The 18,742-nt window shown below is 69.3% G+C and carries 18 protein-coding genes; 13 read left to right on the top strand and 5 right to left on the bottom strand.

Translation table 11 applies throughout. The annotated features are described in order from the left end of the window. Positions 1 to 3: 3 nt before the first annotated feature. From rsfS to LZ009_RS11580, 5 genes are read right to left on the bottom strand one after another with little or no spacing between them, the layout of a single operon-like run. Complete coding sequence (rsfS, locus tag LZ009_RS11600) at positions 4 to 678, bottom strand: ribosome silencing factor (RefSeq protein WP_275698084.1); 675 nt, start codon at positions 676 to 678, stop codon at positions 4 to 6. After that, a complete protein-coding gene (gene nadD, locus LZ009_RS11595; RefSeq protein ID WP_346730740.1) occupies positions 678 to 1,277 on the bottom strand; it encodes a nicotinate (nicotinamide) nucleotide adenylyltransferase in 600 nt (199 codons plus the stop codon). The genes rsfS and nadD overlap by 1 nt, the downstream gene beginning before the upstream one ends. After that, positions 1,274 to 2,188, bottom strand: coding sequence for an oxygen-dependent coproporphyrinogen oxidase (gene hemF / locus LZ009_RS11590; protein ID WP_275698083.1), 915 nt, complete (start codon positions 2,186 to 2,188; stop codon positions 1,274 to 1,276). The genes nadD and hemF overlap by 4 nt, the downstream gene beginning before the upstream one ends. Before the next feature lie 4 nt (positions 2,189 to 2,192). Next, positions 2,193 to 3,473 (bottom strand): phosphoribosylamine--glycine ligase, encoded by a 1,281-nt coding sequence (gene purD, locus LZ009_RS11585; RefSeq protein ID WP_275698082.1) that lies wholly within the window; start codon positions 3,471 to 3,473, stop codon positions 2,193 to 2,195. Then, entirely contained in the window at positions 3,470 to 4,195 is a 726-nt protein-coding gene (locus LZ009_RS11580) for a YebC/PmpR family DNA-binding transcriptional regulator (protein WP_275698081.1), read from the bottom strand. The genes purD and LZ009_RS11580 overlap by 4 nt, the downstream gene beginning before the upstream one ends. Before the next feature lie 65 nt (positions 4,196 to 4,260). Here LZ009_RS11580 and LZ009_RS11575 point away from each other — a divergent pair, with 65 nt between their 5' ends. The 13 genes from LZ009_RS11575 to LZ009_RS11515 all read left to right on the top strand — a co-directional run bounded on the left by LZ009_RS11575 (position 4,261) and on the right by LZ009_RS11515 (position 18,737). Beyond that, positions 4,261 to 5,778 carry a helicase HerA-like C-terminal domain-containing protein gene (locus LZ009_RS11575; RefSeq protein ID WP_275698080.1) on the top strand — a complete coding sequence of 506 codons (1,518 nt, stop codon included), beginning with the start codon at positions 4,261 to 4,263 and terminating at the stop codon, positions 5,776 to 5,778. 83 nt (positions 5,779 to 5,861) lie between these two features. Continuing rightward, positions 5,862 to 6,389 (top strand): REP-associated tyrosine transposase, encoded by a 528-nt coding sequence (locus tag LZ009_RS11570; RefSeq protein WP_275698079.1) that lies wholly within the window; start codon positions 5,862 to 5,864, stop codon positions 6,387 to 6,389. A 139-nt stretch (positions 6,390 to 6,528) separates the two neighbouring features. Next, positions 6,529 to 7,776: a GTP cyclohydrolase II gene (locus tag LZ009_RS11565; protein WP_275698078.1), complete on the top strand. Its 1,248-nt coding sequence runs from the start codon at positions 6,529 to 6,531 to the stop codon at positions 7,774 to 7,776. Next, positions 7,773 to 9,032: a URC4/urg3 family protein gene (locus LZ009_RS11560; protein WP_275698077.1), complete on the top strand. Its 1,260-nt coding sequence runs from the start codon at positions 7,773 to 7,775 to the stop codon at positions 9,030 to 9,032. The genes LZ009_RS11565 and LZ009_RS11560 overlap by 4 nt, the downstream gene beginning before the upstream one ends. A 38-nt stretch (positions 9,033 to 9,070) precedes the next feature. Then, the gene (upp, locus tag LZ009_RS11555; protein WP_430300338.1) at positions 9,071 to 9,682 is read left to right on the top strand and encodes a uracil phosphoribosyltransferase; all 612 of its coding nucleotides are present in this window, start codon (positions 9,071 to 9,073) and stop codon (positions 9,680 to 9,682) included. 11 nt (positions 9,683 to 9,693) lie between these two features. Then, complete coding sequence (locus LZ009_RS11550; RefSeq protein ID WP_275698075.1) at positions 9,694 to 10,857, top strand: tetratricopeptide repeat protein; 1,164 nt, start codon at positions 9,694 to 9,696, stop codon at positions 10,855 to 10,857. Further along, entirely contained in the window at positions 10,854 to 11,978 is a 1,125-nt protein-coding gene (locus LZ009_RS11545) for a HupE/UreJ family protein (protein ID WP_275698074.1), read from the top strand. Before LZ009_RS11550 ends, LZ009_RS11545 begins: the two co-directional genes overlap by 4 nt. Positions 11,979 to 12,075: 97 nt before the next feature. Next, positions 12,076 to 13,068: a BMP family protein gene (locus LZ009_RS11540; RefSeq protein WP_275698073.1), complete on the top strand. Its 993-nt coding sequence runs from the start codon at positions 12,076 to 12,078 to the stop codon at positions 13,066 to 13,068. Between the two features lie 3 nt (positions 13,069 to 13,071). Beyond that, on the top strand, positions 13,072 to 13,995 hold the full coding sequence (locus LZ009_RS11535; protein WP_275698072.1) for a 5'-methylthioadenosine/S-adenosylhomocysteine nucleosidase: 924 nt from the start codon (positions 13,072 to 13,074) through the stop codon (positions 13,993 to 13,995). Beyond that, positions 13,986 to 15,473: an ABC transporter ATP-binding protein gene (locus LZ009_RS11530; RefSeq protein ID WP_275698071.1), complete on the top strand. Its 1,488-nt coding sequence runs from the start codon at positions 13,986 to 13,988 to the stop codon at positions 15,471 to 15,473. Before LZ009_RS11535 ends, LZ009_RS11530 begins: the two co-directional genes overlap by 10 nt. Then, positions 15,470 to 16,531 carry an ABC transporter permease gene (locus LZ009_RS11525; protein ID WP_275698070.1) on the top strand — a complete coding sequence of 354 codons (1,062 nt, stop codon included), beginning with the start codon at positions 15,470 to 15,472 and terminating at the stop codon, positions 16,529 to 16,531. Before LZ009_RS11530 ends, LZ009_RS11525 begins: the two co-directional genes overlap by 4 nt. Further along, a complete protein-coding gene (locus LZ009_RS11520; RefSeq protein WP_275698069.1) occupies positions 16,528 to 17,451 on the top strand; it encodes an ABC transporter permease in 924 nt (307 codons plus the stop codon). Before LZ009_RS11525 ends, LZ009_RS11520 begins: the two co-directional genes overlap by 4 nt. Further along, a complete protein-coding gene (locus LZ009_RS11515) occupies positions 17,451 to 18,737 on the top strand; it encodes an amidohydrolase family protein (RefSeq protein ID WP_275698068.1) in 1,287 nt (428 codons plus the stop codon). Before LZ009_RS11520 ends, LZ009_RS11515 begins: the two co-directional genes overlap by 1 nt. Positions 18,738 to 18,742: the final 5 nt, after the last annotated feature.

Genomic DNA, 18,742 nt, shown 5'->3' with positions numbered 1-18,742 from the left:
GGATCAGCCCTTCTTGGCGGGAGCCTTCTTCGCCGGCGCCTTCTTGGCCGGCGCCGACTTCTTGGCGGCCGCCGACTTGGCCGGTGCCGACTTGGCCGGTGCCGAGCGGGAAGGCGCCGCCTTGCCCGCCGCCGACTTGCCCGCAGCCTTTTTCGCCGGGGCGGCCGCTGCCTTCTTGGCCGCCTTCTTCGCGGCCGACGCCTCGCGTTCCATGGTCTTCATGGTCGTGGAGCGCCTGAGCGACACGTTGGCACCCGCCGGCAGCTTCTTCGCCGGCGTGGCCTTCACGGCCGGCTGCGCCGGCTTGGGCGCGCCCAGGCGCATGCGGATCGGCTTCTCGCCCCAGATCTCCTCCAGGTGGTAGTACTGGCGGATCGCGGGCTGCATGATGTGGGCGACGGCGGCGCCGCAGTCCACGATGATCCATTCGCCGTTTTCCTCGCCCTCGATGCGCGGCTTGGGAAAGCCGGCTTCGCGCACGGCGTCGACCACGCTGGCGGCCAGCGCCTTGGTCTGGCGGTTGGAGGTACCCGAGGCCACGATCACGCGCTCGAACAGCGGCGAGAGGTGCTCGGTGTTGAAGACCTGGATGTCCTGCGCCTTGACGTCCTCGAGGCCATCGATGACGGCCCTCTGGAGTTTCTGGGTGTCTTTCTTCGCGGAGGCTTCTTCGGTCATCAGGTCGGTGAGTAGAGTTTGTGTCGGGCAATATAACTGGCAACCCGCGGGTCAACCAGCTGGTTAATCTCCTGCCCGGCTGTCAGCCGGGCGCGGATATCGGTGGCGCTCTCGGGCATGGGCGGCAGCGCCAGGGGCTGCACGCGCACGCCCGGCAGGGCCTGCAGGCTCGCCACGCCGGTGCCGGAGCCGCGTTGGGCCACGGCCAGGGTGGCCAGCTGGGCTATGTCGCTCCAGGCGCGCCAGCCCGTGAATCCGGCCGCCTGGTCCTCGCCCATCAGGAGGAAGAGCGCGGCGCCCGGGTGTTCGGCCTGCAGTTCCCGCAAGGTGTCGATGCTGTAGGTGGGGCCGGCGCGCTTCAGCTCACGGTCGTCCACCAAGGCGCCCGGCACGGCGTCGAAGGCCAGCCGCGCCATGGCCAGGCGATGCTCGGCGGGCGTCAGCGTGCGGGCCTTGTGCCAGGCGTCACCGGTCGGTAGCACGTAGAGGCTGTCCAGGCCCAGCTGGCGCACTGCCGCCTGGGCCAGGGCCACGTGGGCACGGTGCGGCGGGTCGAAGGCGCCGCCGAACATGCCGACGCGCTGCGGGAATGCGCTCAAACCCAGTCCTTGCGCACGACGAAGCTGCGCAGCAGTTCGGCTTCGGGCGTGCCCGGCGCCGGAGCGGCCTGGTAGGCCCAGGAGGCCAAAGGCGGCATCGACATCAGGATCGATTCGGTGCGGCCACCGGATTGCAGGCCGAAGTGCGTGCCGCGGTCCCAGACCAGGTTGAACTCGACGTAGCGGCCGCGGCGCAGCAGTTGCCAGTTGCGCTCGCGCTCGCCGTAAGGGGTGTCCTTGCGCCTGCGCAGGATGGGCAGGTAGGCCGGCACGAAGGCTTCGCCGACGGAGCGCAGCATGCCGAAGCTCTGCGCGAAGCCGCCTTCGAAGTGGTCGTCGAAGAAGACGCCGCCGACGCCGCGCGGCTCGTTGCGGTGCTTCAGGAAGAAGTAGTCGTCGCACCAGGCCTTGAAGCGCGGGTATTTGTCCGCACCGAAGGGCGCGAGCGCATCGCGGCAGGTCGCATGGAAGTGCTTTGCGTCCTCTTCGAAACCGTAGTAAGGCGTGAGGTCCATGCCGCCGCCGAACCAGTAGACCGGCTCGGCGTCCTTCGGCAAGGCGGCCAGCATGCGCACGTTCATGTGCACCGTCGGCGCATACGGGTTGCGCGGATGGAACACCAGCGACACGCCCATCGCCTCGAAGGCCGCGCCGACCAGCTCGGGCCGGTGCTGCGTGGCCGAGGGCGGCAGCTTGGGGCCGGTGACGTGCGAGAAGCCGCAGCCGGCGCGCTCGAACACCTGGCCTCCTTCGAGGATCATGGTGACGCCGTCGCCTTGCAGCGGCTCGCCGGGCTCCTTGCGCCACGTGTCGGCCGCGAAGGCCTGGCCGTCGACCTCGGACATGGCCCGGGTGATCGACTGCTGCAGCCCCTGCAGCCAGGCCCGCACCTCGGGGACGCGCGATTGCACCGCCTCAGCCCTTGACGGCGCGGTGGCCGATGTCGCGGCGGTACTGGGCGCCGTCGAACTTGATCTGGTCCAGCACCTCGTAGGCATGCATCTGCGCCGCCTTCACGGTGGAGGCCAGCGTGGTGACGCACAGCACGCGGCCGCCGTTGGTAAAGGTCTGGCCATTGCGCGGTGTGGTGCCGGCGTGGAACACCATCGCTTCCGGCGTCTCCTTGGGCAGGCCCGTGATCAGGTCGCCCTTGCGCGGGTCCATCGGGTAGCCGGCCGCGGCCATCACCACGCCCAGCGCGGTGCGGCGGTCCCATTCGAGCTCCACCTGGTCGAGGCCGCCCGAGGTGGCGGCGATCATCACGTCGAACAGGTCCGACTTCAGCCGCATCATGATCGGCTGGGTCTCGGGGTCGCCCATGCGGCAGTTGAACTCCAGCGTCTTCACCTGGCCCTGCTTGGCTATCATCAGGCCCGCATAGAGGAAGCCGGTGAACGGGATGCCGTCCTTTTCCATGCCGCGGATGGTCGGCAGGATGATCTCGCGCATCGCGCGGGCGTGCACTTCCGGCGTCACCACCGGCGCCGGGGAGTACGCGCCCATGCCGCCGGTGTTGGGACCGGTGTCGCCGTCGCCCAGGCGCTTGTGGTCCTGGCTGGTGGCCAGCGCGGTGACGTTCTTGCCGTCGCACATCACGATGAAGCTGGCTTCCTCGCCCTGCAGGAATTCCTCGATCACCACGCGGGCGCCGCCTTCGTTGTGCGCCACGCCCAGCTTGTCGTCCAGCAGCATGAAGTCGATGGCCTCGTGCGCCTCGGCCACGGTGCTGGCGACCACCACGCCCTTGCCGGCGGCCAGGCCGTCGGCCTTGACCACGATGGGGGCGCCCTTCTTGTCCACATAGGCGTGGGCCAGCTTGGCGTCGGTGAAGCTCTCGTATTCCGCCGTCGGGATCTGGTGGCGGACCATGAAGGCCTTGGAGAAGGCCTTGGAGCTTTCCAGCTGCGCGGCGGCCTGCGTGGGGCCGAAGATGCGCAGGCCGTGCGCCCGGAAGTCGTCGACCACGCCGGCGGCCAGCGGGCCCTCGGGGCCCACCACCGTCAAGGCGATCTTCTGCTCCAGCGCCCAGTCGCGCAGCTGGCGCAGGTCGGTGATGGGCACGTTCTCCAGCCGCGGGTCGAGCGCGGTGCCGCCGTTGCCGGGCGCCACGTAGACGGCCTGCACCTTGGGCGACTGCGCCAGTTTCCAGGCCAGGGCGTGCTCGCGGCCGCCTCCGCCAATGACAAGTACTTTCATGCAGCGATCTCGGCGTTGTGGAACACGCCTTGCGTGTCGTCCAGGTCTTCGAGCACGTCGAGCAGCTTCTGCATCCGGGCGGCGTCCTCGCCCGTGAGGGAAATGGTGTTTTCGGGACGGAAGGTGACTTCCGCGATTTCCGGCTTCAGGCCGGCGGCCTCCAGCGCGTTCTTCACCGCCTCGAAGTCGGGCGGCGCGGTCAGCACCTCGATGGCACCGTCTTCGCCGGTGAGCACGTCTTCGGCGCCGGCTTCCAGCGCCACTTCCATCACCTTGTCCTCGCTGGTGCCGGGAGCCAGGATCAACTGGCCGACGTGCTTGAACTGGAAGGCCACCGAGCCGGCGGTGCCCATGCTGCCGCCGTACTTGCTGAAGGCGTGCCGCACCTCGGCCACCGTGCGCACCTTGTTGTCGGTCATGGTGTCGATGATGATCGCGGCGCCGCCGATGCCGTAGCCTTCGTAACGGATTTCCTCGTAGTTCACGCCTTCGAGGTTGCCGGTGGCCTTGTCGATGTTGCGCTTGATGGTGTCGGCGGGCATGTTGGCCGCCTTGGCCTTGTCCACCGCCAGCCGCAGGCGCGGGTTGGCCGACAGGTCGCCGCCGCCCTGCCGCGCCGCCACCATGATTTCACGGATGACGCGGGTCCAGATCTTGCCCCGCTTCTCGTCCTGGCGGCCCTTGCGGTGCTGGATGTTCGCCCATTTGCTGTGTCCGGCCACGGAATGTTTCCTCGAGCGCGCTTGCGCATTGCTATATTGGTTGCCCCGATTCTACTTTTCGCACCATGGCCGAACCGCTGTTGATCGCCCAGAGTGGCAAGACCGAGGCTTTCCTGCTCCCGGGAATGGCCAACCGCCACGGGCTCGTCACCGGCGCCACCGGCACCGGCAAGACCGTCACCCTGCAGAAACTGGCCGAAAGCTTCAGCGCCATCGGGGTGCCGGTGTTCCTGGCCGACATCAAGGGCGACCTGACCGGCATCAGCCAGCCGGGCCGCCTCGAGGGCAAATTGGCCGACGCCATCAAGGAGCGCGGCCTGCCCATGCCCGAGCCGCTGGCCTGCCCGACCACCCTGTGGGACGTCTTCGGCGAGCAGGGGCATCCCGTGCGCGCCACCGTCTCGGACATGGGGCCGCTGCTGCTGGCCCGCATGCTGAACCTGAACGAGACGCAGGCGGGCGTGCTGCAGATCGTCTTCAAGATCGCCGACGCCAACGGCCTGCTGCTGCTGGACATGAAGGACCTGCGCGCGATGCTGCAGCACGTGGGCGAGAACGCGGGCAAGTTCACCACCGAGTACGGCAACATCAGCGCCGCCAGCGTCGGCGCCATCCAGCGCGGCCTGCTGCAGATCGAGGCGCAGGGCGGCGACAAGTTCTTCGGCGAGCCGATGCTCAACATCGCCGACTTCCTGCAGACCGACGGCGGCAAGGGCGTGGTCAACATCCTGGCCGCCGACAAGCTGCTGAACTCGCCGCGCCTGTACGCGACCTTCCTGCTGTGGCTGCTGTCGGAACTGTTCGAGACTCTGCCCGAGGTGGGCGACCTGGAACAGCCCAAGCTGGTGTTCTTCTTCGACGAGGCGCACCTGCTGTTCGACGAGGCGCCCAAGGTGCTGGTGGAGCGCATCGAGCTGGTGGTGCGGCTGGTCCGGTCCAAGGGCGTCGGCGTCTATTTCGTGACACAGAACCCGCTGGACATTCCGGACAGCGTGCTCGCGCAGCTGGGCAACCGGGTGCAGCACGCGCTTCGCGCCTTCACGCCGCGCGACCAGAAGGCGGTGAAGGCCACCGCCGAGACGATGCGCCCCAAGCCCGGCCTGGACATTGCCGCGGCGATCACCGAGCTGGCCGTGGGCGAGGCGCTGGTGAGCTTCCTCGACGCCAAGGGGCGGCCCAGCATCACCGAACGGCTCTACGTCATCCCGCCGGGCAGCCAGATCGGCCCCATCACGCCGGAGCAGCGCAAGGCCCTGCTGGCGAATTCGATGGTCGCGGGCGTCTACGAGAAGACGGTGGACCGCGAGTCCGCCTACGAGAAGCTCAAGGGCCGCGCGGTCGAAGCGGCCGATGCGGGCGCAGCGGGCAGCACAGGGGGGACGGCCGGGGCGAAGGATGCCGGTGGCGGCGCGCTGGGCGGCTTGTCGGACATCCTGTTCGGCTCAACGGGGCCGCGCGGTGGGCGGCATGAAGGCCTGGCGGAGAGTTTCGCCAAGTCGGCGATCCGGACGATCGGGAGCTCGGTGGGGCGGGAGATTGCGCGGGGGGTGTTGGGGAGCATTTTGGGCGGGAAGAAACGGTAAGTGTCGCGAAGCCGGGGTTTCCACCCCGGCCTACCTCCACAAATTGAACGACGCCGCTCCGGCCGCACGCGCGTTGCATCTGAATGCGACGCTACATCCGCGCCAACACTGCCGGGGCCACCTACTTCTTCACCCTGACCTTGCAGGACCGCGGCTCGCGCACACTCGTTGATCACGTCGCGGACCTGCGGGCGGCGTTCGCAAAGGTGAAGCAACGCCACCCCTTCCAAATCGATGCGATCGTCGTTCTGCCGGAACACCTGCACACCATCTGGACGCTGCCCGCCGACGATTCGGATTTCAGCAATCGCTGGATGCTGGTCAAGCGTTCCTTCACGCATCGGCTCAGTGACGCCGGGGTGGAATTCGGCCGCCGCGAGCGTCGCGGCGAACGCTTGCTTTGGCAACAACGTTTCTGGGAGCACCAGATCCGGGATGACGACGATTACGCGCGGCACGTCGAGTACATCCATTTCAATCCGGTAAAACACGGCTGGGTGTTGCGTGCAGGAGACTGGCCCTACTCCAGCTTGCATCGGTTCGTGCGGGAGGGAAAGGTGATGAAGGATTGGGGCATCAGCGCGGCGATCGAAGGACAGTTCGGAGAGTGAGCGCAGCAGCCGGGGTTGCCACCCCGGCCTACGGGGACCTGCATTCGTAGGCCGGGGTGGCAACCCCGGCTTTCACAACCCATCCCCATTTCGAACTTGGCACGCTCTTTGATAGAGTGTCTTTTTTGAGGGCCCCGCCATGCCAACCGAAGTCTCGGCACCGCGCCACATCCGCCTGACCTCGCACGCCAGCCTGCACGGCTCGCTGCCGGTGCACTGGGGCGCGGCGACGCCCGTGGAGCGCGGGCCCATCGTCGGCACCACCACCAACCGCAGCCACCGCAACGTGATCGGCACGCACAGCGGCTCCTACAGCGTCTACCGCGCGCTGGCCGTGGCCGCCGGGGCGCTCAAGCGCGAGCACAAGGCCGACCTCACCAACACGGCGCCCACCGACCGGATCGGCCCTTATCCGCAATGGACCGACCCCGGCAAGATCGTCAGCCTCGACCCCTGGGGCGCGACGGTCGCCGAGGTGTTCGCGACCGAACTCGCGGCCGGCTACGACATCCGCCCGACCATCGCCGTCACCAAGGCGCACGTGATCCTGCCGGAAGTGATCGAGGCGCTGCAGAAGGGCCGCCTCAAGCCGGACGGCAAGTTCCTCACCGAAGGCGGCGCCGCCATGGTGACCAAGGCCGCCATCGAACCGGTGTGGTACTTGCCCGGCGTGGCGCAGCGCTTCGGCTGCACCGAAGCCGACCTGCGCCGCGTGCTGTTCGAGGAAACCGGCGGCATGTACCCCGAGCTCGTCACCCGCAGCGACCTCGAAATCTTCCTGCCCCCCATCGGCGGACAGACCATCTACATCTTCGGCGAGCCGCGCGACCTGGCCAATCCCGAAGTGGAGCTCACCGCCCGCGTGCACGACGAGTGCAACGGCTCCGACGTGTTCGGCTCCGACATCTGCACCTGCCGCCCTTACCTCACGCACGCCATCGAGGAATGCATCCAGGGGGCGCAGCGCGGCGGCGTCGGCCTGGTGGCCTATTCGCGCAAGGAAGGCCGCGCGCTCGGCGAGGTGACCAAGTTCCTGGTCTACAACGCCCGCAAGCGCCAGGTGGGCGGCGACACCGCCGACCAGTACTTCGCCCGCACCGAATGCGTGGCCGGCGTGCAGGACATGCGCTTCCAGGAACTGATGCCCGACGTGCTGCACTGGCTGGGCGTGAAGAAGATCCACCGCCTGGTCTCCATGAGCAACATGAAATACGACGCCATCACCAAGAGCGGCATCGAGGTGGGCGTGCGCGTCAACATCCCCGACGAACTGATCCCCGCCGACGCGCAGGTGGAAATGGACGCGAAGAAGGCCGCCGGCTACTTTACGCCGGGCGTGGTGCCCGACGCCGACGAACTGAAGAAGTCCAAGGGCCGCAAGCTGTGAACCCATTGGCGGAAGATCCGGCGGTCCACGCCGCAGCCAGCCTGCTGCGCAGCACCGCCACGGTGCGTGAGCGCTGCGCGCAGCTGCTGCAGCGTGCACGCGCCGGCGAATCGCCCTGGTTCGTCGTCGACGACGGCTTCCTGGAAACCGCGGCGCACGAGGTGGCCACCGTCACGCGCGAGCGCTACCCCAAGCTCCACATCCCGTACCACAGCCGCTGGCGCCACTTCGAGGCGGGCGGCGTGGATCGCAAGGGCGAACTGGAGCGGCTGCTTGCCGGCAGCTCGCGCCAGGCCAAGGCGCACGCGATGATCGACCTCACGGTGATCAGCGTGCTGCTGGATGCGGGCGCCGGCGCCGGCTGGAGCTACGTCGAACCGGCCAGCGGCCGGAGCTTCACGCGCTCCGAAGGCCTGGGCGTGGCCAGCTTCCACGCCTTCACCAGCGGGCTCTTCTCCAGCGACAAGGACCATCCGCTGCAGGTCGACGCCAACGGCCTGCGCGGCCTGGCCACCGAGCACCTCGCCTCCGCCTTCCAGGTGCGCGAGAGCAACCCGCTGGTGGGCATCGAAAGCCGCGCCGCGTTGCTGCGCCGCCTGGGCGAGGTCATGCTGGAGCAGCCCGAGGTGTTCGGCGACGACGGGCGCCCGGCCGGCATCTTCGACGTCCTGGTCACCCCGCAAGGCACCGCGGTGCCGCCCACCGCCGAAGTCGCGGCGCACGACATCCTCTCGCAGCTGCTGATCAGCCTGTCGGGCATCTGGCCGGCCGGCAACGCCATCCACGGCATGCCGCTGGGCGACTGCTGGCGGCACGAAGCCGTGCGGGGCCCGGGCCTGAGCGACGGCTGGGTGCCTTTCCACAAGCTCTCGCAGTGGCTCACCTATTCGCTGCTGGAGCCCTTCGAATGGGCCGGCGTCAGGACGCACGGCCTCGAAGCGCTGACCGGCCTGCCCGAGTACCGCAACGGCGGCCTGCTCCTGGACAGCGGCCTGCTGCGCCTGCGCGACCCCGCCGTGGCGCGCGAGCTCTGGCAGCCCGGCGACGCCCTCATCGTCGAATGGCGCGCCCTCACCGTCGCCCTGATGGACGACGTGGCGCGCTCGGTGCGCAAGCTGCTGCACCTGGACGAGCAGCGCCTGCCGCTCGCCTGCGTGCTTGAAGGCGGCACCTGGGCCGCCGGCCGCGCGCTGGCGCAGCGTCATCGCAACGGCTTGCCGCCCCTGCAGGTGGCGAGCGACGGAACCGTCTTCTGAGAAAGAAAACCATCATGGCCAACAGCAACGTCCACGTCATCGACCACCCGCTGGTGCAGCACAAGCTCTCGCTGATGCGCAACAAGGAGGCCAGCACCAACAGCTTCCGGCGCCTGCTCAACGAGCTGTCGATGCTGCTGGCCTACGAGGTCACGCGCGACATGCCGATGCAGGAAGTCGAGATCGAGACGCCCCTGGAGAAGACCAAGGTCAAGGTCATCGACGGCAAGAAGCTGGTGTTCGTCTCCATCCTGCGCGCCGGCAACGGCATCCTGGACGGCATGCTCAGCGTGGTGCCCGGCGCGCGCGTCGGCCACATCGGCCTGTACCGCGACCCGAAGACGCTGACGGCGGTGGAGTACTACTTCAAGCTGCCGCAGAACGTGGAGGAGCGCGACCTGATCGTGGTCGACCCGATGCTGGCCACCGGCAACTCCGCGATCGCCGCGGTCGAGCGCCTGAAGGAGCTGCGTCCGCGCTCGATCAAGTTCGTCTGCCTGCTCACCTGCCCCGAGGGCGTGGCGGCGCTGCAGAAGGCGCACCCGGACGTGCCGATCTACACCGCGGCCATCGACCGCCAGCTGAACGACCACGGCTACATCCTGCCGGGCCTGGGCGATGCGGGCGACCGCATGTTCGGCACCAAGTAAGCGCGCTCTCCATGGGGAAGATGCAAGCGGCGGCGCTGCTGCTGGGACTGCTCGCGTGCGCGGCGCAGGCGGCGCCCTTCACGCCGGCCAGCGACGCCGAGGTGGTGGAAAAGCTGCCGGCCAGCGCCGACCCGACGCTGCGCACCGTCGAATCGATGCGCCGCCAGCTGGCCTCGCGCCCGGACGACGCGGCGCTGCGGCTGGAGATCGCGCAGCGCTACTTCGACCTCGCGATGGCGCAGGGCGACCCGCGCTTCGTCGGTTACGCCAGTGCCACCATCGCACCGCTCGAGAAAGCCGCCGGCGGCGAGTCGCGCTACTGGCTGCTGCGCGGGCTGCTGCAGCAATACAGCCACGACTTCGACAACGCACTGCAAAGCCTGCGGCGGGCGAGCGAGGTCGACCCGCAGGCCGTTGCCCCCGTAGCCTGGCGCGCAGCGATCCGGATGGTGCAGACGAACTACCCGGAGGCGGCCGCCGAGTGCCAGCGGCTGGCGGCCATCGCGCAGCCCTTGCAGGCGCAAGGCTGCCGGGCCTACGTTCAAGCCAGTACCGGCAGGCTGCGCGAAGCGTACGACGGCCTGGCGCAGGCACTGGCGCGGGAAGCGGCGCCCGATCCCGGCATCGCCTTGTGGCTGCACACACGGCTGGCCGAAATGGCGCTGCGGCTGCAGCGGCCGGAAGAAGCCGAGCGGCATTTCCGCGCGGCGCTGGACCAGCGCATCACCGACCAGTTCCTGCTCGGCGCGTATGCCGACTTCCTCCTCGCCCGTGGCCGGCCTGCGGAGGCGCTGAAGCTGCTGGCGGGCTGGGAACGCTCCGACATCCTGCTGCTGCGTCTCGCGCTGGCCGGCCAGGCCACGAAGGACCCGCGTGCCGCCGACTGGATCCGGCAATTGCGCGAACGCTTTGCCGCGGCGGCGCAGCGCGGCGATCGCCTGCACGAACAGGAGGCCGCGCGCTGGGAACTCGAAATCGAACACGATCCGGCCAAGGCGCTCGCCTATGCGAAGAGCAACTACGTGCGCCAGCGCGAAGCGCGCGATGCCGAGGTGCTGCTGCGCGCGGCGGTGGCGGCGAAGCAGCCGCAGGCGGCACAGCCGGCACTGGCGTGGCTGCGGGCGAGCGGCTATGAGGATCCGGAATTGCAGAAGCTGGCCGGGGCCTTGAAGTGATCCGCGTCCTCGCCGCCTTCCTGCTGCTCCTCGCCCTGCCGGCGTGGGCGCACAAGCCTTCCGACAGCTATCTCACCCTGCGCGGCGACGAGAATGCCGTCTCGGTGCGCTGGGACATCGCCCTGCGCGACCTCGACTACGTGCTGCAACTGGACCGCGACGGCAACGGCGAGCTGAGCTGGGGCGAGGTGCGGCAGCGTGCAGCCGACATCGAGAAGCTGGCGACGTCGCGGCTGGTGCTGTCCTCGCAAGGCGAAAGCTGCCCGCTCGCCAACGCCGGTCCCTTGCAGCTGGAGCACCACAGCGACGGCACCTATGCGGTGCTCTCCTTGAAGGCAACGTGTCCCAGGCTGCAGCAGGCGCTGCAGGTCGAGTACTCGCTGCTCTTCGACGTCGACCCCACCCACCGCGGCCTGGTGCAGTGGATGCCCGTCGCCGGGGCGCCGGCGAGCGCCTTCGTCTTCTCCACCGACTCCGCCCGCCAGCAGCTGCCCCTGCAGGCGACGAGCGCCTGGGAAACCTTGCGCCAGTACGTGGTGGAAGGCATCTGGCACATCTGGATCGGCTTCGACCACATCCTGTTCCTGGTGGCCCTGCTGCTGCCGGCGGTGCTGGTGCGGCAGCCGGGCGGCTGGACGCCCAGCCCCAGCCTGAAACGCTCGGTGCTCGAGGTCCTGAAGGTGGTGACGGCCTTCACCCTGGCCCATTCGATCACCCTGAGCCTGGCGGTGCTGGGCGTGGTCACCCTGCCCTCGCGTTTCGTCGAGTCGGTGATCGCCGCTTCGGTGATCGTCGCCGCCTTGAACAACCTGCGCGGCACGGTGGACCGGCGCCGCTGGGTGATGGCTTTCGTCTTCGGGCTGGTGCACGGCTTCGGCTTCGCCTCGGTGCTGGCCGACCTCGGCCTGCCGCAGGGCGCGCTCGCGCTGGCGCTGGTGGGCTTCAACCTGGGCGTGGAAATCGGCCAGCTGGCCATCGTGGCCGCCTTCCTGCCGGCCGCCTACCTGCTGCGCGGCACGGCTTTCTACCGGATCGGGGTGCTGCGGGTCGGTTCGCTGGCGGTGGCGGTGCTGGCGAGCTGGTGGCTGATCGAGCGGATGTTCAACCTGGCGCCGTCCTGAAACGGCGGGTCAAGCCCGGGATGACAACCTTGACGAGCGGGCCGGCTGGCACGACGCTTGCAGCTCCCGCCAAACCAAAAACCCAAGGAGAAGAGTCATGCGTTCCACCCGCCGCCACGTCCTGGCCCTCGCCGCCGCGCTTGCCGCCGCCAGCCCCGGCCTGGCGCTGGCCCAGGCCAAGCTGAAGGTCGCCGCCATCTACACCGTCCCCTTCGAGCAGCAGTGGGTGAGCCGCATCCACAAGGCGCTGAAGGCCGCCGAAGCCCGTGGCGAGATCGAATACAAGGCCAGCGAGAACGTCGCCAACGCCGACTACGAGCGCGTGATGCGCGAGTACGCCACCGGCGGCAACCAGCTGATCGTTGGCGAGTCCTTCGCCGTCGAAGCGGCGGCGCGCAAGGTGGCCAAGGACTTCCCGAAGGTCAGCTTCCTGATGGGCAGTTCCGGCAAGCCGCAGGCGCCCAACTTCGGCGTGTTCGACAACTACATCCAGGAGCCGGCCTACCTCACCGGCATGATCGCCGGCGGCATGACCAAGACCAACAAGATCGGCATGGTCGGCGGCTTCCCGATCCCCGAAGTGAATCGCCTGATGCACGCCTTCATGGCGGGCGCCAAGGAAACCAACCCGAAGGTGGAGTTCACCGTCTCCTTCATCAACAGCTGGTTCGACCCGCCCAAGGCCAAGGAAGCCGCCTTCGCCATGATCGACAAGGGCGCCGACGTGCTTTACGCCGAGCGCTTCGGCGTGTCCGACGCCGCCAAGGAGCGCGGCAAGCTGGCCGTGGGCAACGTGATCAACACCCAGGACAAGTACCCCGACACGGTGTTCGCCTCGGCCCTGTGGAACATGGAGCCGACCATCGACCTCGCCATCAAGCGGGTCAAGGAAGGCAAGTTCACCGCCGAGGACTACGGCTCCTACTCGATGATGAAGCACAAGGGCTCCGAGCTCGCGCCGCTGGGCACCTTCGAGAAGAAGGTGCCGGCCGACGTGGTCGCCAAGGTCAAGGCCAAGGAGAAGGACATCCTGGCCGGCAAGTTCACCGTCAAGGTGGACGACAGCCAGCCCAAGTCGAGCGCGAAGTAAGCGATGCTGCGCCGCTTCCTCCTGCTGGCCGCGGCGCTGCTGCTGGCCGGCTGCGCCGCCACGCCGCCCGCCGCCGACGCGGTGCGGCTCGACGCCACCCCGCGCATCGCCGTGATCTCGGCCTTCCAGCCGGAGCTCACGCTGCTGCTCTCGAAAGTGGAGCAGCCGCGCAAGTTCACGGTGAACGGCGTGGACTTCACCACCGGCACGCTGCGCGGCAAGCCGGTGGTGCTGTTCCTGAGCGGCGTCAGCATGACCAATGCGGCCATGACGACGCAGCTGGCGCTGGACCGCTTTGCCGTCTCGCACGTCGTGGTGAGCGGCATCGCCGGCGGCGTCAACCCCGCGCTGCACGTCGGCGACGTGACGGTCGCGCAGCGCTGGGGCCAGTACCTCGAGCTGCTCGTGGCGCGCGAAGTGGCGCCCGGCCGCTACCAGGCGCCTGCCTGGATGAAGGACGCCACGCTGCCCAACTTCGGCATCTTCTTCCCGCGCCCGGTGGGGGTCCGCTCGGACGGCCGCACCGGGACGGAGCAGAAGTTCTGGTTCGAGTCCGATCCTGCCCTGCTGGCGCTGGCCGAGAAGGTGCGCGCCCTGCCCCTGGAGAGCTGCGACGCCCAGCGCAATTGCCTGAGCAAGCCGCCGCGGGTGGTGATCGGCGGCAACGGCGTCTCCGGCGCGGCCTTCGTGGACAACGCCGGCTTTCGCCAGTACACCTACACCACCTTCGAGGCCAACGTGCTCGACATGGAGACGGCCGCCATGGCGCACGTGGCCTATGCCAACCGCGTGCCCTTCATCGCCTTCCGTTCGCTCAGCGACCTGGCCGGCGGCGGCGAAGGCGAGAACGAAATGGGCACCTTCTTCAAGATCGCCGCCGACAACTCGGCCAAGGTGCTGCTGGCCTTCCTGGACGCATGGAAGTAGCCGCCCCGGTGCTGCGCATGGAGCGCATCACCAAGCGCTTCGGCGCGCTGCTGGCGAACGACGCGGTCTCGCTGCAGCTCGCGGCCGGCGAGGTGCTGGGCTTGCTGGGCGAGAACGGCGCCGGCAAGTCGACGCTGGTCTCCATCCTGTTCGGGCATTACGTGCCGGACGAGGGCCGCATCGAAGTGGCAGGCCACACCCTGCCGCCGGGCCAGCCGCGCGCCGCGCTGGCGGCGGGCATCGGCATGGTGCACCAGCACTTCACGCTGGCGGACAACCTGTCGGTGCTGGAGAACGTGGTGCTCGGCACGGAGCCGTTCTGGCGGCCGTTCACCCAACGCAAGGCGGCGCGGGCGCGCTTGCTGGAAGTGGCGCAACGCTTCGGGCTGGCGGTGGCGCCGGACGCGCTGGTGGGAACACTCTCGGTCGGCGAGCGCCAGCGCGTGGAGATCCTGAAGGCGCTCTACCGCGGCGCGCGCATCCTGATCCTGGACGAACCGACCGCGGTGCTGACGCCGCAGGAAAGCGAGGCGCTCTTCGCCACGCTGGGCGACATGGTGCGGCAGGGGCTGGCCATCATCTTCATCAGCCACAAGCTGGCCGAGGTGCAGCGGGTTGCGCAGCGCGTCGTGGTGCTGCGCGGCGGCCGCGTGGTGGCCGAGGCGGCGACGTCCACCACGACAGCGGCGCAGCTGGCGAACTGGATGGTGGGGCAGGACGTGGCCCTGCCGCAGGCGCGGCCTTCGGCGGTAGCCGACCGCCCCATCGTCTGCTCGCTGCAGGACGTGAGCAGCGGCGACGGCCGCGAACGGCTGGCGGGCGTGTCGCTCGAATTGCGGGCCGGCGAGATCACCGCCATCGCCGGCGTGTCGGGCAACGGGCAACTGGCGCTGGCGGAACTGCTGTGCGGCATGCGGCGCGCTCGCTCCGGGCAAATGAAGCTGCCCGCCAGCGGCATCGCGCGCGTTCCCGAAGACCGGCACGGCACCGGCGTGGTGGGCGACCTGCCGGTCTGGGAGAACGCCGTCTCCGAGCGCCTGCGCAGCCCGGCGTTCCGGCGCGGGCCGCTGGTGCGGCGGCAGGCCGCCCGGGCCCACGCACGCGCCATCGTGCAGGCCTTCGACGTGCGCGGCGCCGGCCTCGACGTGCCGGCGCGTTCGCTCTCGGGCGGCAACATGCAGAAGCTGATCCTGGGGCGGGCCCTGCTCGCACCCGATGGCGGGACGCCGCGCCTGATCGTCGCGCACCAGCCCACCTGGGGCCTCGACGTCGGCGCGGTCGCTTACGTGCAGCAGCAACTGCTGGCGGCACGCGATGCCGGCGCGGCCGTCCTGCTGATCTCGGACGACCTCGACGAAGTGCTGGCGCTGGGCGACCGCATCGCCGTGATGCATGGCGGACACCTGACCGACGCGCGGCCGGCGCCGGAGTGGACGCGCGAACGGATCGGCCTGGCCATGGCGGGGGCGCCGGCATGAGGCTGGAAAAGCGGCAGGCGGTGTCGCCGATTGCGCTGGTTGCCGCGCCGGTCGGCGCGATTGCCTTCACCCTCCTCGTCAGCACCCTGCTCGTGCTCTGGGCCGGGGCGCCGGTGGCCCGCACCTGGGGGGCGCTGGTGCAAGGCGGCTTCGGTTCGGTGTTCGCCTGGACCGAGACGCTGACCCGCGCCACGCCCTTGATCCTCACGGGCCTGTCCGCCACGGTCGCCTTCCGCGCGCGCCTCTTCAACATCGGCGCCGAGGGCCAGCTCTATGCCGGCGCGCTGGCGGCGGTCGCCGTCGGCGGATTGCATGGCGGCACCGGCTTCGCGGCGTCGCCCGCACTGCTGGTGCCGCTGATGTTCCTCGCGGCCGCAGTTGCCGGCGCCTTGCTGCTGCTCGGTCCCGCGTTGCTCAAGGCCCGGCTGGGCGTCGACGAGGTGGTCACCACGCTGCTGCTCAACTTCATCGTGCTGCTGGCCGTGTCGGCCCTGCTCGATGGGCCGATGAAGGATCCGACCGCCATGGGCTGGCCGCAGAGCGTGGCGCTGCAGGACGGCCTGGAGCTGGGCAAGCTGGTGCCGGGCACGCGCGTGCACAGCGGCCTGCTGGGCGCCGCGGCGCTGGCGCTGCTGCTCTGGGCCGTGTTCAAGTACACCGTGTTCGGCTTCGACGTACGTGCCATCGGCGCCAATCCGCGCGCCGCCGCCTTCGCCGGCGTGCCGCCGCTGCGCACCATCGTCTGCGTGGCCCTGCTTTCCGGCGCCCTGGCCGGGCTGGCCGGGGCGATCGAGGTGGCGGGCCGCACCGGCTACGTCACGCTCGACATGTCGCCGGGCTACGGCTACAGCGGCATCGTGATCGCCATGCTGGCCGGTTTGCATCCCCTGGCGCTGCTGGCCGCGGCCGTGTTCGTGGCCGGCGTGCTGGTCGGCGCGGACAGCATGAGCCGCGTCGTCGGCGTGCCGACCTACATCGCCGACGTGATCGTCGCGGCGTCCCTGATCTCCGTGCTGGTGGCGACGCTGCTGGCGCAGTACCGGGTGCGCTGGCGATGAGCGAACTGCTGGACCTGCTGGCCAACCAGGCGTTCTGGATCGCGGTCCTGCGCATCGCCACCCCGCTCGTCTTCGGCACGCTGGGCGTGCTGCTGTGCGAGCGCGCCGGCGTGCTGAACCTGGGCATCGAAGGGATCATGGTGGCCGGCGCCTTCACCGGCTGGCTGGCCGTGTATTCGGGCCTGCCGCTGTGGGCCGGCGTCGCCGTCGCGGCCGCCACCGGCGCCGTGCTCGGCGCGCTGCACGCCTTCCTCACCGTGGTGCTCGCGCTGTCGCAGCACGTCTCGGGGCTCGGCATCACGCTGCTGGCCACGGCGCTCAGCTCCTATGCCTACCGCGTGAGCTTCCCGAAGGTGAGCACGCCGCCCACGGTGAGGCCCTTCGCGCCCATGGAAGGACTCGGCATTCCCATCCTCTCGGCGCAGACGCCGCTCACCTTGCTGGCGCTGCTGCTGGTGCCTGCCATCGCGTGGCTCTTGTACCGAACGCCGGCGGGGCTGGCCCTGCGCATGGTGGGCGAAAACCCGCAAGCGGCCGAGAGCCAGGGCGTTTCGGTGCTGGCCGCGCGCAGCAGCGCCGTGATCGCGGGCTCGGCGCTGATGGGCGTGGGGGGCGCCTACCTGACCTTGTCGGCCTTCGATTCGTTCTACTTCAACATGGTCAACGGCCGCGGCTGGATCTGCGTGGCGCTGGTGGTCTTCGCGTCCTGGCGGCCCGGCAAGGCGCTGCTGGGCGCACTGCTGTTTGCGTTCTTCGATGCGCTGCAGCTGCGGCTGCAACAATCGGGCACGGCGCTGCTGCCCTACCAGGTCTACCTGATGCTGCCCTATGCCTTGTCGATCCTGGCGCTGGTCCTCGTGGCCCGGCGCGCGACCTATCCGCAAGCCCTGATGAAGCCCTACCGCAAAGGCGAACGCTGATGCTCGACCTCCTGATCACCAACGCCACGCTGCCGGACGGCCGCAGCGCCATGTCCATCGCCGTGCAAGGCGGCAAGATCACCGAGATCAAGCCCGGCCTGCAGGCGCAGGCGCACGAGACGGTCGATGCCGGCGGCTGCCTGCTCGCGCCGCACTTCTGCGATCCGCACTTCCACATGGACGCCACGCTCAGCTACGGCCTGCCGCGCGTCAACGAGAGCGGCACCCTGCTGGAAGGCATCGCGCTGTGGGGCGAGCTCAAGCCGATGCTGAAGGCGGAAGACATGATCTCCCGCGCGCTGGCGTACTGCGACTGGGCGGTCGCGCGCGGGCTGCTGGCGATCCGCAGCCACGTCGACACCAGCGACCCGAGCATGCTGCCGGTGGAGGCGATGCTGGAAGTGAAGAAGCGCGTCGCCGGCTACCTCGACCTGCAGCTGGTCGCCTTTCCGCAGGACGGCGTGCTGCGCACCCAGGGCGGCTTGGACAACCTGAAGCGGGCGCTGGACCTGGGCGTGGACGTCGTCGGCGGCATCCCGCACTTCGAGCGCACCATGGCGCAAGGCGCGGAAAGCGTGAAGCTGCTGTGCGAGCTCGCCGCCGAGCGCGGCAAGCTGGTCGACATGCACTGCGACGAAACCGACGACCCGCTGTCGCGCCACATCGAGACGCTCGCCTTCGAGGCGCAGCGCCTGGGCCTGCAGGGACGCGTGAACGGCAGCCACTGCACCTCCATGCACAGCATGGACAACTACTACGTGAGCAAGCTGATCCCGCTGATCGCCGAAAGCGGCGTCAGCGTGGTGGCCAACCCCCTGATCAACATCACGCTGCAGGGACGGCACGACACCTATCCCAAGCGCCGCGGCATGACGCGCGTGCCGGAGCTGATGGCCGCGGGCGTCAACGTGGCCTTCGGGCACGACTGCGTGATGGATCCCTGGTACGGCATGGGCTCCGGCGACATGCTGGAAGTGGCGCACATGGGCTTGCACGTGGGCCAGATGACGAGCCAGAAAGGCATACGCGCCTGCTTCGAAGCGGTGACGACCCATGCTTCGAAGGTCATGCACCTGCCCGGCTACGGACTCGAAGCCGGCAAGGATGCGAGCTTCGTGCTGCTGCAGGCGACTGATGCCATCGAAGCGATCCGCCTGCGGGCCCATCGCCTGAAGGTCTGGCGCCAGGGACGGCTGCTGGCCCAGGCGCCGCGCGCCGAGTCCGCGCTCTCGCTGCCCGGCCGAGCTACGAGCGTCGACTTCACGCGCCGCGCGGCCCCCGGCTGAACGAA

It is taken from the genome of Ramlibacter paludis, assembly GCF_022012305.1.
GTDB lineage: Bacteria > Pseudomonadota > Gammaproteobacteria > Burkholderiales > Burkholderiaceae_C > Ramlibacter > Ramlibacter paludis.
The sequence above is the reverse complement of the archived record's forward strand: the minus strand, read 5'-3'. Positions and strand labels throughout refer to the sequence as shown.

What these genes read in the sequence shown, in the direction of transcription:
- rsfS (WP_275698084.1), bottom strand. Translation starts at nt 678, where the DNA reads ATGACCGAAGAAGCCTCCGCGAAGAAAGACACCCAGAAACTCCAGAGG.
- purD (WP_275698082.1), bottom strand. Translation starts at nt 3,473, where the DNA reads ATGAAAGTACTTGTCATTGGCGGAGGCGGCCGCGAGCACGCCCTGGCC.
- LZ009_RS11575 (WP_275698080.1), top strand. Translation starts at nt 4,261, where the DNA reads ATGGCCGAACCGCTGTTGATCGCCCAGAGTGGCAAGACCGAGGCTTTC.
- LZ009_RS11570 (WP_275698079.1), top strand. Translation starts at nt 5,862, where the DNA reads ATGCGACGCTACATCCGCGCCAACACTGCCGGGGCCACCTACTTCTTC.
- LZ009_RS11565 (WP_275698078.1), top strand. Translation starts at nt 6,529, where the DNA reads ATGCCAACCGAAGTCTCGGCACCGCGCCACATCCGCCTGACCTCGCAC.
- LZ009_RS11550 (WP_275698075.1), top strand. Translation starts at nt 9,694, where the DNA reads ATGGGGAAGATGCAAGCGGCGGCGCTGCTGCTGGGACTGCTCGCGTGC.
- LZ009_RS11540 (WP_275698073.1), top strand. Translation starts at nt 12,076, where the DNA reads ATGCGTTCCACCCGCCGCCACGTCCTGGCCCTCGCCGCCGCGCTTGCC.
- LZ009_RS11535 (WP_275698072.1), top strand. Translation starts at nt 13,072, where the DNA reads ATGCTGCGCCGCTTCCTCCTGCTGGCCGCGGCGCTGCTGCTGGCCGGC.
- LZ009_RS11530 (WP_275698071.1), top strand. Translation starts at nt 13,986, where the DNA reads ATGGAAGTAGCCGCCCCGGTGCTGCGCATGGAGCGCATCACCAAGCGC.
- LZ009_RS11525 (WP_275698070.1), top strand. Translation starts at nt 15,470, where the DNA reads ATGAGGCTGGAAAAGCGGCAGGCGGTGTCGCCGATTGCGCTGGTTGCC.
- LZ009_RS11520 (WP_275698069.1), top strand. Translation starts at nt 16,528, where the DNA reads ATGAGCGAACTGCTGGACCTGCTGGCCAACCAGGCGTTCTGGATCGCG.
- LZ009_RS11515 (WP_275698068.1), top strand. Translation starts at nt 17,451, where the DNA reads ATGCTCGACCTCCTGATCACCAACGCCACGCTGCCGGACGGCCGCAGC.